This is a genomic window from Actinomycetota bacterium (genome assembly GCA_030017835.1).
In the GTDB taxonomy this organism is placed as follows: domain Bacteria; phylum Actinomycetota; class Aquicultoria; order UBA3085; family Oleimmundimicrobiaceae; genus Yes70-04.
This window is the reverse complement of record JASEGU010000022.1, coordinates 1-14,434: the sequence shown is the minus strand read 5'-3', so window position 1 is coordinate 14,434 and position 14,434 is coordinate 1. Positions and strand designations below refer to the sequence as shown.

Sequence of the window (14,434 nt, the reverse complement as noted above, 5' to 3'; positions counted from 1 at the left end):
TGCGGGGCGGCCCAGGGACCTAAAGATATCCCAGATGCGGTGGCCCAGGCCAAAGGGGCGGCGGCCGGTGCCCTTGCCATGCTCGCGAGCGACATCGCCGTCATCAGCTTGGATAAGGCACTGACCGACCGGGCCAAGTGCAAGGGCTGCGACATCTGCGCAAACACCTGTCCCTTCGATGCCATCACCATGGTCGATCTGCCCGAGGGGCGCAAGGCGATAGTCTCCGAGGCTCTCTGCCACGGCTGCGGGATGTGCGCCGCCAATTGCCCGACCGGGGCGATGCAGCTTCGTCACTATAAAGACAATCAAGTGCTGGCCGAGGTCGGCGCGCTACTTGGAGGTTAGTGCTCAAGCTTAAGTTCGGGGCCGCCCCTTTCAGAGGGGCGATAGATGAAAGGGGCGGCCATCTATGGATAGATCAGAACCATTTAAGGAGGTGAAGAAGATGGCAAAGATAGGATTTCTGCTTACCGAGGGGCCATGGCAATCCCAAAACTACGACATATTTGCCAAGTTGGCCGATGCGGCCCTGGATAAGGGTCACGAGGTCCAAGCCTTCTGGTACTTGGACGGGGTCTATAACCCCATCAAGTATCAGCGTTTCCCCGGAACCACCGAGGAGAATCTACCGGTCTCCAAGATGAAGGTGGTTGTAGATAAGGGAGCCGACATCACCTGCTGCGGAATATGCGTCAACGGCCGCGGTCTTGAAGGCGGCAAGGATTACATCGAGAACATCAAAGTCGGCGGCCTGCCCGATTTTGCCGACATCATGGGCGAATGCGATCGCTTGATTACGCTGTAGATAAGGACAAGCCGCTTTAAAAAATGAAGTAAAAGAAGGAGGCAAGTATGGCTGAGAAGAGGATTCTATATCATTTTAATCGCGCTCCTCACGGCAACATCTTCTGGACGGAAGGGATGAGGGCGGCGACGGGAGCGGTAGCTGGAATCGATGAGCACAAGGTCGATCTCCTCTTTCAGGGCGACGGCGTCTATAACGCCCTTAAAGACATGGAAGAGACCGAGAGCCTGGGCTATCTCCCCTCATTGGAGGAGGCAGAAGCCGGCTACTATGTGGTCGATGAAGATATCAAGGAGAGAGTCATCGGAGTGGGCGATCTCAAAGATAGATTTAAGGTGATCGACCGGGCCAAAGCCGCCGCTCTCTATTTGCAAACCGACATGAATGTAGATTGGTAAAGGAGGAAGAATGGGCGTCTATCTCTTGGATAAACCATTTGGCGACATCGGACTCAAGATTGCAAGCCATGACTCGGCAGCCAAAGTGGTTCTCATCAAGGACGGTGTCTACCTTGACACCTCAAAGTTTAAGGGCGGCAAGATCTATGCCATGAAGGACGATGTCGAAAAACGCGGACTCGGCAAAAAGCTTTCGGCCACAGCCGAGCTCATAGACTATCCGCATCTTGTAGACATGATAGTCGACGACAAGGTTATGAACTTCATCTAGGGAGGTAGGTTTTGGCCAAGTATAAGGAGTTTGAACTGCCAGATGAGCTCTATTACGACCGCAAGGAGCATATCTGGGCCAAATTGGAAGACGGAAAGGTGCGAAGCGGGGTGGATCAGTTTGGCCAGAAGGCGGCCGGCACGGTGGCCTACGTCAAAATCAAGCCAGCCGGGGCCAAGGTCATAAAGGGGAGGGCCTTCGGCTCTCTTGAGGCCGGAAAATACATCGGTCCGATGAAGGCCCCTGTAAACGGGAGCATAATCGAGGTCAATGAGGCGGTCGTCAAGAATCCGAGTCTCATTAACAGCGACCCCCATGGGGAGGGCTGGTGTATTCTGATCGAGCCGAGCGCCTTGGATGAGGACGTAAAGGACTTGGCCCATGGCGACGAGGTCCAGCCTTGGCTGGAGGCGGAGTACAAGGATTACGAGGAGAAAGGGCTCTTTGCCGAAGAGTGATCGGCTTAAAGCATCTTTGAGCTTAGAGTGGGGGGAGTTTGATGTCAGGTTGTTGTGAATCGATAAAGGCGGATGTGGTGTTGGATTGCAAGGGTCAATTCTGCCCGATGCCCATCCTAAATACCAAGAAGGCCTCAAAGAAGATGGCCTCCGGTCAGATATTGGAGGTCTTAGGGACCGATCCGGGAACCGAGCGGGATCTACCCGCCTGGTGTAAGCGGACAGGTAACGATCTCATCAAGATGGATCAGTTGGGTGGAGTGCTCCATTTTTTCATCAAGATCAAGTAAGAAGTTTTGGGGTTTGGGACGGGTCCTCTTTGGAGCGACGCTTTTAAGGATCGCTCAAAGAGGGTCCTCCTGGCACCTTTTGGCAAGAACTTTATTTAGGGCGGAAGGAACGCATGGGAAAGATCATCGATAGGGTGAAAGAGGGCACATCGGTAAGTTGCGGCTTAGTGATGATAGGAGAGGTTAAGCGCATCATCAAGGACCCGGATTGGGAGAAGACGAGCTTTTTTACGGTCGATACGAAAGAGAGGGAGATACTCCTTCCGATCGAGGCGATACATGAGGCAAGTGAGGAGACCATCGTGCTCGGCTGCAGCGCCGAAAGCATAGAGGCCCTGCCCGACGTTAGAGGCAAGGAGGTTTGCAACCAGGCCGGCTACATCTTATATGAGCTCAAGCTCAAAGTGAATGAGGCTTTGAATCTGGCCAGACCATTTATGGATTATCACTAGGTTTTCGGACTTAGCAAATTACTTGAGGGCATTTTTGCCCCCAAAACAGATAGATATTCATTAATAAAATGGGAGGAAAAATGGCAGGAGATTCTGAAGGAAAATTGCTCATCATCCAATCTTCGGGGGTGGATGAGCCCAAGCGGACTTATGCCCCGCTCTTCTTTGCGGTTACCGCCAAGGCGATGGATTTGGATGTCACCATCTGGTTCACCATGAAGGGGGCGACCCAAGTCGTCAAAGGGGCGGCGGAGAAGATAGAGCTCGTCAAGGGCTCGGGAATCACCCTAAAGACCTGGCTCGACCGCTGCAAAGAGGAGGGAGTTGAGCTCCTCGCTTGTCATCAGGCTTTGGAGGTTGAGGGTTTGACGGAGGATGACCTGATCGAAGGGGTCGAGATGGCCGGAGCCGCCTCAATCGTCGACATGACCTTTGAGGCCGACCGGGTACTCTGTTTTTAAAGCGACTCAAGGCCGGACTTTCTGTTCAGACGGACGGTCATCAAATTAAGGAGGAATGAGATGCCAAAAGGTTGGAAGGAATGGGAAGAAGAGGTCGTAAAACACGGCCCTAAGGAGGGGCCTCTCTACAAGGAGGTCTCAAGCGATTTTAGGTTCAAGCACGCCGTCAAGAACTGCATGAGGTGCGGCACCTGCGTTTCTATTTGCCCGGCCGCTCACTTCAACGAGTATAATCCGCGCGAGGTAATGCGGATCATGATGGATGGCAACGATTCCGAGATACTCGATCTCATGCGGGAGAAGATCTACGCCTGCGCCCAGTGCCACTACTGCATAGTGAGGTGCCCAAGGGGCAATCAGCCGGCCATCGCCGTAATGATCTTGCGCGATATCTCTCACGCCCTTGGCCTTAGCGAAGAGGCGATGAAGCCGTTCACCAGGGTTCTTAAATGCATCATGATGACTGGAACCCAGATCTCGCCCGACATGATCCAGGGCGATTTTTTCCCCGACTGGGGTCCCAAGACCAAGAAGATGGGAAACTTCATCCCAGAGCTCAGAAAGAGACTCGGCGCCAAGCCGGATGATTATGAGGGGCTCAAAGGGGTAGACGTCTTGGCCGGAGTGGAATCGGCTTGGCGGGTCAATCCCAAGACTGTCCATGAGCTTCAAAAGATTTGGCAGATGGACGGCTCGCTCGAAAGGCTCAAGGCGGCCAGCCCATTTCTGGCCGAGCTCGTCGAGGAAGAGCTAGAAGAGTACGAAGAGGAGGGTAACGATGAGTAAAGAGAGTCAAGTCAAAGAAGAAAAGAGCAAAGGGATTAAGATACAGCCCTGCCCGAGCGGCATCTGTCCGAATAAGGCGGCCTATCCGCACGATCTGGAGAAGGCCAGACATTTGGATGAGAAGCTTGAAGAGCTGGAGAAGGCGGGAGAGCTCAAAATCATGCGGATCAAGGGGCCTTACGCCGAATACGAGACGGTTCCCGGTTACAAGAAGAAGGTCCATTTGGATCACTTCTGGGATCATAAATCCTGTAACCTCTGCTCCATAAACCCGGGGGCGGCCAAGAGCCTCTGGTGGATCTGGGATCAGCTCGGCATCGACTACTACAACCCCGACGCCCAGACCTCGTGCACCGGTTGGATGTATTGGGCAACCGGCATCCAGTCGCTACCCGCTCTGGTCGGGGTCTTGGCCCGCAACTGGCATGAGTGCTACACCATGGAGCGTAACTTCAACATCCACTGCATAACCTCGTTTGCCACCTATACCGAGGCGAGGCACTGGCTGATCGAATCGGATGAACTCAGAGCCAAGGTCAAGAAGTATCTAAAGGAGCTCGGCCGCGAACTAGTCGTTCCCGAGTCCATCGTCCACGTCTCCGATGTCATCTATGCGCTGCGCGACCGCATCGCCGAGAAGGCCAAATATAAGCTTGATAAGGTCACGGTGGCCGTCCACTACGGCGACCACTACTGGAAGGGGATAATGGAGAACGCCATCGGCGGCTACCGTCCTCAAGTGGTCGATGGCCTCCTTCATGCCCTCGGGGCCAATGTGGCCAGCGACTACTCGGCCTTCTATGAGTGCTGCGGATTCGGTTTCCGTCATATTATCATGAACCGGACGATGACCAGATCTCAGACCTTCCGCAAACTCAAGTCGATAAGGGACGAGACGCACGCCGATCTCATCTGCACCAATTGCCCAGGTTGCGGTAACACTTTGGATAAGAATCAATGGATCCAGAAGGCGCGCCCCGATGGGGCCGAGGAGTTCAAGATACCCGTCCTCTTCCCCTATCAAGTCGCTTCCCTCTGCATGGGGGCCGATCCATATGAGATAGCGGCGGTCCAATTCAATTCGACTCCGGTCGAGCCCTTCTTGGACAAGGCGGGCATCCCTTACGATAAGAACTTCTACGACAAGTTCAAGGTCGATGAGAAACCGATAGAGGACGCTGGAGATAAGCTGGTGATCGATAATGTAGATGTCACCGGAACTTGGTCAAACTTCCTCTCTCCCAGATGGGTAAATAAATCGGTCAGGAGATAGTCATCGTGGAAGCGGACAGCAGACTTGTAGACAAAATACGCAAGATAGAGGGCGGGGGCGATATCGATAAGTGCTTTCAGTGCGGCACCTGCACCTCACAGTGCAGGGTTGTCGAGTGCTCGCCAACCTTCAACCCCCGCTTGATCCATAACTATGTCAAGTTGGGGCTGGATGAGAAGTTGCAGGAGGTCTTCAAGTGCACCCTCTGCGCCCGCTGCAAAGAACTCTGCCCAAGGGGCGTCGATACCAGGTCACTTCGGATAGCCGTCCGCAAGCATCTGGTGGATAACAAGACTTATCCGGAGAATTTGAACCTGATGAAAGACGCCATGGAGGTTGAGCGCAATGTGGCCAACTTTCCCAACGTCGATCGGGCCATGTGGGCCGAGTTTCTGGACGAGGCCCCAGACGACTTCTACGTGCGCGATTCTGCCGAAGTCATCTATTTCGTCGGCTGCATGGCCAGTTTCTCTCCGGCCGTCCAGTCGATCCCGGCCACCTTCGTCACTTTTCTCGACAAAGCCGAAGTAGATTTTACGATCATGGGTGAAGAGGAGTGGTGCTGCGGCTATCCCTTAATCGTGGCCGGCATGGGCGACTTCGTAGAACCGCTTAAAGAACACAACCTGAAGAGGGTGAAAGAGATAGGGGCAAAGAAGATGGTCTTCTCCTGTCCCTCCTGCTTTCACACCTGGATGCACGAGTATAAAGAGGCCGATGTTCAAATGTTTCATCACACCGAATTTATCAAGAACCTCATCGATGAGGGCCGCATCAAGCTAGGCGAGCTCAAGGCCAAGGTTACCTACCATGACCCTTGCGATCTTGGCAGAAACTCAAGCGTCTACGATGCGCCAAGGCAGATCATCGAGGCGATATCGGCCGCCGAATTTGTCGAGATGAAGCATAACAGAGAATATGCTCTCTGTTGCGGCGGCGGCGGCGATCTGGAAGTGGTCGATGCCAAATTGCCGGTTGAAATAGGCAAGAAAGTTATAGAGCAGGCGGAAGAGACCGGGGCCGATATACTCATCACCTCGTGTCAGCAGTGCAAAAGGACGCTGGTCAATGCCGTCTCCAAAGAGAGCAAGCTCAAAGTGATGGATATTCTGGAAGTCGTGATGGACATAATGGATACTCCACAGGCCGGGGTCGCATAGCTAGTCAAATTTACAGGAGGAGAAGCATGTTTGAACTTGAGGGATGCAATTTCCCGGATGACAAAGAGACGTTTTATGATGTCGATTCGATGATGTGGGTCAGGTTTGAGGGCGATGATACGATCATAACTGGTCTGACCGATGTCGGCCAGTTTGTGGCCGGAAGCCTTCTCTACGTCCGTCCCAGAAAGGTCGGATTCGAGCTCGAGCGGGGCAAGAGGGTTGCCATAATCGAGTCGGGCAAATACGTCGGCCCGATCAAGGCTCCCGTCAGCGGTGAGCTCATAGAGGTTAATGAGAAGATCCTCTCCAAAGCGCAGACCGTAAATGAGGATCCTTACGGAGCGGGCTGGATCTGCAAGATCAAAGCCTCCAACTTGGCTGGCGAGAAAGGTGATCTCCTTCAAGGAGAGGCCGCTTTTGCCAAGATCAAAGAGAGGATGGAGCGCGAGGGCTGGGACTGCATGAGCAACAAGGGCGCCCAGGCATAAAGGGTTCCAACTCTTAAATTTTGCACCTTGAAATGGTGAGGCGAAATGGATTTGCTGATAATCGGGAGCGGCGCGGCCGGGGCAACAGCCGCCTTTGAGGCCAGAAAGGTCGATCCCGAGGCCAACATAAGGATAATCTCGTCGGATAGGCATAGTCACTACTCGCCCTGCGGCCTTCCCTTTGCCGTCTCGGGTCAGGTGAAGAGGGTCAGAGACCTCATCGTCCACCCACCTTCACTCTATGCCATGAGCGATATCGAGGTCAATCTCGAAACCAGCGTTAAAAGAATCGATCCAGGCGGGAAAATGGTCGAGACCGATCTTGGCCTGCTCGCTTACGACAAGCTCATCATCGCGACCGGATCCAAGCCGCTCCTTCCAAAGGTTAAAGGGGCGGACAAGAAGGGGATATTCACCATCAAGGGGATAGACGACGGCGAGGGGATAGTAGGCGCCCTTGAGGCAAGCCGCCGCGCCGTCATCATCGGAGCCGGGCTGATCGGACTGGAGATGGCGGTGGCCCTAAGCAAACGGGGACTTGCCGTAAAAGTGGTAAAGCCGAGAGAGGGTCTTCTGTTGAGCCTCTTGGACGGCGATATGACGGGTCCACTCTTTGAGCATCTTGAGTGGCTCGGGATCGAGCTCACCCTAGGAAGCCCGGTCGAAGAGATATTCGGCGGCGAGCGGGCGGAGGGGATCATCCTCAAGGGAGAAAAGATTATGGCGGATATGATAATTGCGGCCATCGGAAGCGAGCGGCAGATTGGTCTGGCCAAAGAGGCGGGAGCAAAGATCGGCCCCCTTGGCGCCATCGAGGTGAATGCGAAGATGGAGACCTCGCTACCAGATATCTATGCGGCTGGTGATTGCATCGAGATTAAAGGTGCTCCCAAGAAGAGCTTTCTCGGCTCGGCCGCCGTGCGCGAAGGCAAGGTTGCCGGGATGAATGCCGCCGGAGGCGATCACGCGCTTAGTCCCGGTTTAAGCACGACCATCTCCGATCTTGGCGGGCTTAAAGTTGGGGCGGTTGGGCTCTCCTCATCCGAGGCCGAGAGGCTCGGCCACCGCATCGCATCGGCAAGGCTCGACTCCTCGTCTACGGACGCCTTCTTTCCGGGCGGTCGCAAGCTGGCCATTAAACTCATCGCCGATGCTAAGACCAAAAGGCTGATCGGAGCTCAAATAGTCGGCGAGGAAGGGGTTTGGGGAAGGCTTATGGCCCTCTCCTTTGCCATGCAGCTTGGCGCAAGCGTCAAAGAGCTCGCCTTTTTGGAGACGGCTTACGTGCCGTCGGTCTCACCCACCTTCGACCCGGTCACCTTGGCCGCCGACATGCTTTTAAGGAGGATGAACTGATGGCCGATGAGATCGATTTAAACCCTCACGGCCAGCTCGTCTACGATAAGGGGATCGTAAGAATCGCAGCCGAAGGCGGCTGCTACCTGCCGGAAGACCTCTACTACTGGATCGAGCGGCACGTCTGGATGAGGGATGAGGGGGACGGCACGATCACCATCGGCCTGACCGATCCGGCTCAGAACCTTTCGGGCATCTTGGCCAAGGCGACGATCAAGCCGGTGGGAACCCTGGTAAAGAGGGGCAAGCCGGTCGCCATCATGGAGAGCGGAAAATGGGTCGGACCGTTGCCCGCCCCGCTTGACGGCGAATTGGTAGCAAAGAACGATGATGCTCAGGATTACCCCGGGGTTACGGCCATCAACAAGGACCCATACGGAGCAGGCTGGATAGCCAGATTGAAAGTTGATGATTTCGAGCGGGCAAGGGCCGAATTTAAGACCGGCAAAGAGGGAACGGGGGCCTATCGCAAGCTCATAGAGGAGGAGAATATCAAGTGCGGCAAGTAGTCATGCCATCATCTTGTTCATATAAGGAGGAAGCCATGTTTGAGGAGAAGCTCGCTTCGGCCTTCAAGATCAGAAAAGAGAATTTTATGGACGACGTCTATTTCTATGCACCGACCATAAAGAGGTATGAGACGGATGAGTTCAAGAACTCTTCCGATCCCTATTTCGTGCCCATCTCGATCACGGGAGCCGACTGCTCGCTCAAGTGCGATCATTGCAAGGCCAAGATCTTAAAGGCCATGCACGAGGCCAAGGACCCGGAGCGTCTCTTTGCGATGGCAAGCGAATTTAAGGATAAGGGAGCCAAAGGGCTTCTGGTCAGCGGAGGCTCCGATCACCGGGGGATAGTTCCCCTTCTTCCCTTTGCCGAAAGCTTAAAGAGGATAAGGGATGAGCTCGGATTGAAGGTGATCGTCCACACCGGCCTGGTCGACGAGGAGCTGGCAAAAGCACTCGGCGAGGCCAAGGTAGAGGCGGCTATGCTCGATATGATCGGCTCCGACCGGACCATCAAGGGGGTCTATCACTTAAAGGCTGCCGCCACCGACTTCGAGAGGTCGCTCTCTCTCCTCTGCGAACAGGGGGTTAGGGTTGCCCCGCATGTAGTAATCGGTCTCGACCGGGGCCGGATAGACGGCGAGTATGGGGCCCTTGAAATGATCGCCCGCTATCCGGTCGATTCCATGGTCTTGGTGGGCCTAAGCCCCAAACCGGATACCCCGATGGATGGGGTAACTCCTCCCAGTCCACTTGAGATGGGCGAGATATTTGCCCATGCCCGCTCGATCTTTCCCAAGGTTCCGGTCCTTCTAGGTTGCGAGCGGGCCTCGGGCGAAGAGAAGGTGGAGGTGGAGGCGCTGGCCTTAAGATCGGGACTAAATGGGATCGCCTACCCGAGCGAAGGGATAGTCGCCTACTCCAGAGAGCTTGGGCTGGAGCCCAAATTTTCCGAGCTCTGCTGCGCCCTTCTCTACGAGGAGTTGAACTAGAGATGAAAGAGAAGTGGCGTCTTTTTGACAGCGGACCCAAATCGGCTGCGGAAAATATCGCCATAGACGCCGCCCTGCTTGAGGCGCGGGCGAAAAATGAGAGCCAAAGTAGCCTGCGCTTTCTGCAATTTTCACCACCCAGCGTTCTGATTGGCTACCACCAGACGGTAGAGCATGAGGTAAGGACCGGCTACTGTAAAAAGAGGGGCATTGACGTGGGTCGCAGGATCACCGGCGGAGGGGCCATCTATTTCGACCCCTCGCAGCTCGGTTTCGAGATAATCGCGCTAAGAAAAGAATTTGGCTATCGCCTGGATGCCATCACCGAGAAACTGACCAGCGGCTTTACCTTGGGCCTTGGCAAACTTGGAATAGATGCCAAGTTTAGGCCGAGAAACGACATCGAGGTGAACGGCAGAAAGATATCGGGCACGGGCGGCGTCTTTGAGGGCGACGCCTTCCTCTTCCAGGGCACCCTTCTTGTCGATTTCGACGTCAAGGAGATGATAAGGGCCCTTCGGGTACCCGTCGAGAAGCTGGCCGAACATGAGATCAGCTCGGCCGAGGAGCGGGTTACCTGGATATCCAAGGAGCTCGGCTGCCTCCCCGACTTGGACCAGATCAAAGGGGCCATAGAGCAAGGCTTTGCCGAGGCTCTCGGAATCGAATTCGAAAGGAAGGGTCTTAGCGATTTCGAGGCGGTCCTCATCGGCCAAAAGCTTCCCTATTATAACTCCACCGAGTGGGTGGATGAGATCAAGGAGGCGATACCCCTCAGCCGGATAGTCAAGTCTTCCTTTAGAGCCAAGGCCGGTTTGATCAGGGTGCAAATCGTCGTCGATACGACGAGGCGGATACTGAGACAGGCCCTGATAACCGGCGATTTCTTCGTCTCACCCAAACAGGCCATCTTCAACCTGGAGGCCGCCCTCAAGGATACCCCCTTCGATAAGGCTCAAGAAGCGATTGAAGCCTTCTTCTCAAAAGAGGAGAACCTTGCCATAGATATGTTCGGACTTGAGCCAACAGACTTCATTCTGCCCATCAAAGAGGCGATAGAGAGGGCCGACCATACAAACCTGGGCTTTTCGCTAGTCGAGGCGGGCTCCCTCTTTGCCGTCAACGGAGATCTGAAAGAGAATCTCAAATCGGCCAGCGTAATCCTCCTTCCTTATTGCGCGAAATTGATCGAATGCGAATACCGGGAGAAAGAGGGCTGCATCGAGTGCGGCGCCTGCACCATCGGCGACGCTTACCGTCTTGCCCGTCAAAGCGGCCTTCGTCCGATCACCATACACAACTACGAGCATTTAAAGGGCGTCCTTGAGAGTTGTAAAGAAGAGGGGGTCAAATCCTATATCGGCTGCTGCTGCGAGGCCTTCTTCAACAAGAGACAGCGCCTCTTTCGCGAGGCCGGTATGGGCGGCGTCCTTTTAGATATAGATGATGTTACCTGTTATGACCTGGATCAAGAGGCCCAGGCTCTAAAGGGGGACTTTAAATCTCAGACGAGCCTTAAACTTCCCCTCTTAAAGAAGGTGATCGGGGTGAGGGGCAGTGGATAGGATCGGCGTTGCCATCGTGGGCAAGAAGCCCAGAGGGATGCGCCGGCTTGGCGAGGAGGAGAAGCTAACTCACTGCGCCATGGTGGCCAGGGCCAGAGAGGGAGAGACCTTCTTTGCCGAGCCCGCAAATTACAAATGCGCCCTCTCCCGCTTCAACTTCGGCCTTCAAAAGCGGGTCGATATCTTCAAGTCGAGCGTGGTCAAGTGCTTGATAAACTACGGTCACGCCACTGGCGAAGAGATAGCAAGGCTTGCCCTGGAGGCAAAGCCTCAGCTCAAAGAGGGCAAGAAGTATCTCATCTATTTTCCTTTGAGCGAGCGGCCTCTCGAGCCCGACGTTGCCATCTTTATCGCTCCGCCCCTTGAGATGATGGAGCTCATCCACTCCATTGCCAAGGAGACCGGCGAGGTGATCCAGGGCTGCATGAGCGGGGTCTCGGCCATGTGCGGAGAGGTTACGGTCATCCCGATCGTCACCGGACGGCCCAATCTCTCTCTTGGATGCTGCGGAGCCCGCAAGTTCGGCAAGCTGAAAGAGGATGAGCTCCTCCTTGGCATACCGATGACGGAAAGGTATAGAAGATATGGCAACTAGAAGGTATGAGTGCGACCTATTGGTGGTTGGGGCCGGGCCGGCCGGGGCCAGCGCAGCTCTGGGAGCCGCCAAAAATGGTCTTAGCGTAATCGTCCTTGAGAAGAAGAGGCCGGCCGGCCGGCCCATCCAGTGCGCCGAATATATCCCCGCTCAGCTTCTAAGAGAAGTCCAAAATTCGAGCGACTTTATCGTTCAGAGGATTCTGGGGATGAAGACATTTTTGCCGGGCGGCGAGGCTTCCACCGATGACTCGGCCGGTTTCATCATAGAGCGAGATAAGTTTGACCTAAGCCTTCTGGCAGAGGCGGCAGCATATGGGGCCAAGATTCTTCTTAAAACGCAAGCCCTCTCCCACGAAGGCGGCCTGGTTCTGACCAAAGACGAACTTGGGACTTTCGAGATAATTCCAAGTGTCATCATCGGAGCCGATGGGCCTAAGTCTACGGTTGGAGACTGGATGGGATCGATCAACACCGAGTTCATTTGCGCGGCTCAATTTGTGATGCCGCTCACCGCCCAAGAGGAATATACCCAGGTTTACTTCTCCAAAAGTTTTCCCGGCGGCTATGGCTGGCTCTTTCCCAAAGGCGAGGTGGCAAACGTCGGGGTGGGGGTCGACCCAAAATTTGGCATCGCGCCCATAAATGCCTTGAAGGGCTTTATTGGGCAGCTTATCTCCGAGGGCAGGGTTAAAGATAGGATAATTCAGCGAACCGCCGGTCTGATTCCAAGCGGCGGACTGATCGATCTTGTGCAAGGCAATATGCTTCTTGCCGGCGATGCGGGGGGGGGACCGTTCACCCCATCACCGGGGCCGGGATCTTCTCGGCCGTCTTGAACGGCCGCTTGGCCGGAGGCTACGCCGCCAAAGCCGTCCTTGAAAACGATATAGACCAACTCAAAGAGTACGAACTTGAGATCCAAGAGCATCTCTTCGACTCACTCAACCGGGCTTTTTTGAAAAAGAAGCGGCTCGAGGGCTTCTGGCAAGGGGGCGAAGTCGATCTTGCCGAGGCGCTCAGGTGGGGCTGGGTCGGCTTTAGCGATTACTACAAAAATGAAAGGTGTGAGGCGACAAATGGATAACCCAAAGCAAGCTGTCAAGGATTCGCCCGAATACGTCAAACTCAGCATGGCCGCAGCCATGACCCTAAGGCTCAGTTCGGGCATGTTTTATCGGGATGCCAAACTATACTGTTTAAACCTCCTCTTAACCTATGCGCAGGGCTGCTCGGCCAATTGCAGCTATTGCGGCCTGGCCAGAGAGCGCAAGGGAAGCTACGAGGATAAGAGCTTCATCCGAGTCGATTGGCCGACCCACGCTTTGGATACGGTCATCGAGAGGCTGGCCAAGGATTATGCCGGTCACGTCGAGCGAATCTGCATCTCGATGATAACCCACAGAAGGGTGCTTGAAGATACCCTGACCATTACTAGAAGGCTGAAAGGCGAGACAGATATCCCCATCTCGGTTCTGGTCAATCCGACCATAATCAGTGAGAGCGATTTTGCCGCCCTCAAAGCGGCCGGCGTCCAGATGGTCGGGATAGCGGTCGATGCGGCGACCGAAGAGCTCTTCGACGAGAACCGGGGAAGCCGGGTCAAGGGGCCGCACAACTGGGAGCGTTACTGGGAGGCTCTAGGCGAGGCGGCCCGCATATTTGGCAAGAACAACTTCGGCTCCCATCTCATCAGCGGTCTTGGGGAGAGCGAGAGGGAGATGGCCGCGGCCATCCAGCGGGTGAGAGATCTTGGCGGACGGACCCATCTCTTCTCCTTCCATCCCGAAGAGGGCTCCAGGCTGGCCAAGAAAGAGGCCTGCGAGGCCGGCCAGTATAGGCGCATCCAGCTCGCAAGGTATCTCATCGACTGTGATCTTTCCCGCGCAGAGAAGATGCAATTCGACAAGGAGGGAAGGCTCTCGGGATTCGGCTTGGCCGAGGATGAGCTAAATAGAGTAATAGATTCCGGCAGTCCCTTTAGAACCTCTGGTTGCCCCAGCAAGACCATAAAAGAGGGGGCCTGCAACCGCCCCTTTGGAGACGGTCCGCCTTCGGATATCAGAAGTTTTCCCTTCAAGCTCAACAAGAACGATGTCAAAAAGGTAAGAAGGCAGATGGCGGCCGGATAAGAGCGGCGGCCAAACACATAACCAGATCAAGGAGGCTAAAATTTCATGGAGGCATTAAAACTAGATACCTCATTTGCAAGGGAGATAAAGGAGGAGTGCGGGGTCGATCTCTTTTCCTGCTATCAATGCAAGATGTGTACGAGCGGCTGCATGGTCTCATCCGACATGGATCACTCTCCCCACGCCCTAATCAAGATGGTCCAAATGGGAAAGAGGAATGAGGTCCTCTCCTCCAGTGCCATCTGGCTCTGCGCCTCCTGCGAGACCTGCACGGCCCGCTGCCCCCAAGGGATAGACTTTGCCCGGGCAGTCGACGCCCTTCGGGCCATCGCGCTGCGGGGCAAGGGCCCGCTCAAAGGGAGAAACGTTCGCATCTTCAATAAGGTGGCCATGGCTACCATCAAGAAGTGGGGACGGATGTACGAGGTCGGAACGACGGGC

21 protein-coding genes are annotated in these 14,434 nt (G+C 55.0%); all 21 read left to right on the top strand.

The features are described from left to right. Positions 1 to 348 (top strand): 4Fe-4S binding protein (locus QMD53_05790; GenBank protein ID MDI6800160.1); only part of this gene is annotated, 348 nt, incomplete at its 5' end. 64 nt (positions 349 to 412) lie between these two features. Then, positions 413 to 808, top strand: a complete 396-nt coding sequence (locus QMD53_05785) for a DsrE family protein (GenBank protein MDI6800159.1) — start codon at positions 413 to 415, stop codon at positions 806 to 808. 47 nt (positions 809 to 855) lie between these two features. Continuing rightward, the gene (locus QMD53_05780; protein ID MDI6800158.1) at positions 856 to 1,206 is read left to right on the top strand and encodes a DsrE family protein; all 351 of its coding nucleotides are present in this window, start codon (positions 856 to 858) and stop codon (positions 1,204 to 1,206) included. 10 nt (positions 1,207 to 1,216) lie between these two features. After that, the gene (locus tag QMD53_05775; GenBank protein ID MDI6800157.1) at positions 1,217 to 1,477 is read left to right on the top strand and encodes a DsrH/TusB family sulfur metabolism protein; all 261 of its coding nucleotides are present in this window, start codon (positions 1,217 to 1,219) and stop codon (positions 1,475 to 1,477) included. A gap of 11 nt (positions 1,478 to 1,488) precedes the next feature. Further along, positions 1,489 to 1,935 (top strand): glycine cleavage system protein H, encoded by a 447-nt coding sequence (locus tag QMD53_05770; protein ID MDI6800156.1) that lies wholly within the window; start codon positions 1,489 to 1,491, stop codon positions 1,933 to 1,935. Positions 1,936 to 1,976: 41 nt separating this feature from the next. After that, entirely contained in the window at positions 1,977 to 2,225 is a 249-nt protein-coding gene (locus QMD53_05765; GenBank protein ID MDI6800155.1) for a sulfurtransferase TusA family protein, read from the top strand. A gap of 113 nt (positions 2,226 to 2,338) precedes the next feature. Continuing rightward, positions 2,339 to 2,677 carry a hypothetical protein gene (locus tag QMD53_05760; protein ID MDI6800154.1) on the top strand — a complete coding sequence of 113 codons (339 nt, stop codon included), beginning with the start codon at positions 2,339 to 2,341 and terminating at the stop codon, positions 2,675 to 2,677. 80 nt (positions 2,678 to 2,757) lie between these two features. Further along, a complete protein-coding gene (locus QMD53_05755; protein ID MDI6800153.1) occupies positions 2,758 to 3,138 on the top strand; it encodes a DsrE family protein in 381 nt (126 codons plus the stop codon). Positions 3,139 to 3,198: 60 nt separating this feature from the next. Then, on the top strand, positions 3,199 to 3,924 hold the full coding sequence (locus QMD53_05750; protein MDI6800152.1) for a 4Fe-4S dicluster domain-containing protein: 726 nt from the start codon (positions 3,199 to 3,201) through the stop codon (positions 3,922 to 3,924). Beyond that, the gene (locus tag QMD53_05745; GenBank protein MDI6800151.1) at positions 3,917 to 5,197 is read left to right on the top strand and encodes a heterodisulfide reductase-related iron-sulfur binding cluster; all 1,281 of its coding nucleotides are present in this window, start codon (positions 3,917 to 3,919) and stop codon (positions 5,195 to 5,197) included. Before QMD53_05750 ends, QMD53_05745 begins: the two co-directional genes overlap by 8 nt. A gap of 5 nt (positions 5,198 to 5,202) precedes the next feature. Beyond that, positions 5,203 to 6,357: a (Fe-S)-binding protein gene (locus QMD53_05740; GenBank protein ID MDI6800150.1), complete on the top strand. Its 1,155-nt coding sequence runs from the start codon at positions 5,203 to 5,205 to the stop codon at positions 6,355 to 6,357. A 26-nt stretch (positions 6,358 to 6,383) separates the two neighbouring features. Then, on the top strand, positions 6,384 to 6,848 hold the full coding sequence (locus QMD53_05735; GenBank protein ID MDI6800149.1) for a glycine cleavage system protein H: 465 nt from the start codon (positions 6,384 to 6,386) through the stop codon (positions 6,846 to 6,848). A 45-nt stretch (positions 6,849 to 6,893) separates the two neighbouring features. Beyond that, positions 6,894 to 8,204, top strand: a complete 1,311-nt coding sequence (locus tag QMD53_05730) for an FAD-dependent oxidoreductase (protein ID MDI6800148.1) — start codon at positions 6,894 to 6,896, stop codon at positions 8,202 to 8,204. Beyond that, positions 8,204 to 8,713 (top strand): glycine cleavage system protein H, encoded by a 510-nt coding sequence (locus QMD53_05725; GenBank protein MDI6800147.1) that lies wholly within the window; start codon positions 8,204 to 8,206, stop codon positions 8,711 to 8,713. Before QMD53_05730 ends, QMD53_05725 begins: the two co-directional genes overlap by 1 nt. 35 nt (positions 8,714 to 8,748) lie before the next feature. Next, the gene (locus tag QMD53_05720) at positions 8,749 to 9,702 is read left to right on the top strand and encodes a radical SAM protein (GenBank protein MDI6800146.1); all 954 of its coding nucleotides are present in this window, start codon (positions 8,749 to 8,751) and stop codon (positions 9,700 to 9,702) included. Between the two features lie 2 nt (positions 9,703 to 9,704). Continuing rightward, entirely contained in the window at positions 9,705 to 11,267 is a 1,563-nt protein-coding gene (locus QMD53_05715) for a DUF116 domain-containing protein (protein MDI6800145.1), read from the top strand. Continuing rightward, the gene (locus QMD53_05710) at positions 11,260 to 11,862 is read left to right on the top strand and encodes a DUF169 domain-containing protein (protein MDI6800144.1); all 603 of its coding nucleotides are present in this window, start codon (positions 11,260 to 11,262) and stop codon (positions 11,860 to 11,862) included. The genes QMD53_05715 and QMD53_05710 overlap by 8 nt, the downstream gene beginning before the upstream one ends. After that, the gene (locus QMD53_05705) at positions 11,852 to 12,700 is read left to right on the top strand and encodes a geranylgeranyl reductase family protein (GenBank protein MDI6800143.1); all 849 of its coding nucleotides are present in this window, start codon (positions 11,852 to 11,854) and stop codon (positions 12,698 to 12,700) included. The genes QMD53_05710 and QMD53_05705 overlap by 11 nt, the downstream gene beginning before the upstream one ends. 8 nt (positions 12,701 to 12,708) lie before the next feature. Further along, the gene (locus QMD53_05700; GenBank protein ID MDI6800142.1) at positions 12,709 to 12,948 is read left to right on the top strand and encodes a hypothetical protein; all 240 of its coding nucleotides are present in this window, start codon (positions 12,709 to 12,711) and stop codon (positions 12,946 to 12,948) included. Continuing rightward, complete coding sequence (locus QMD53_05695; protein ID MDI6800141.1) at positions 12,941 to 13,993, top strand: radical SAM protein; 1,053 nt, start codon at positions 12,941 to 12,943, stop codon at positions 13,991 to 13,993. Before QMD53_05700 ends, QMD53_05695 begins: the two co-directional genes overlap by 8 nt. Before the next feature lie 45 nt (positions 13,994 to 14,038). Then, a partial coding sequence (locus QMD53_05690; protein ID MDI6800140.1) for a 4Fe-4S dicluster domain-containing protein occupies positions 14,039 to 14,434 on the top strand: 396 nt, incomplete at its 3' end.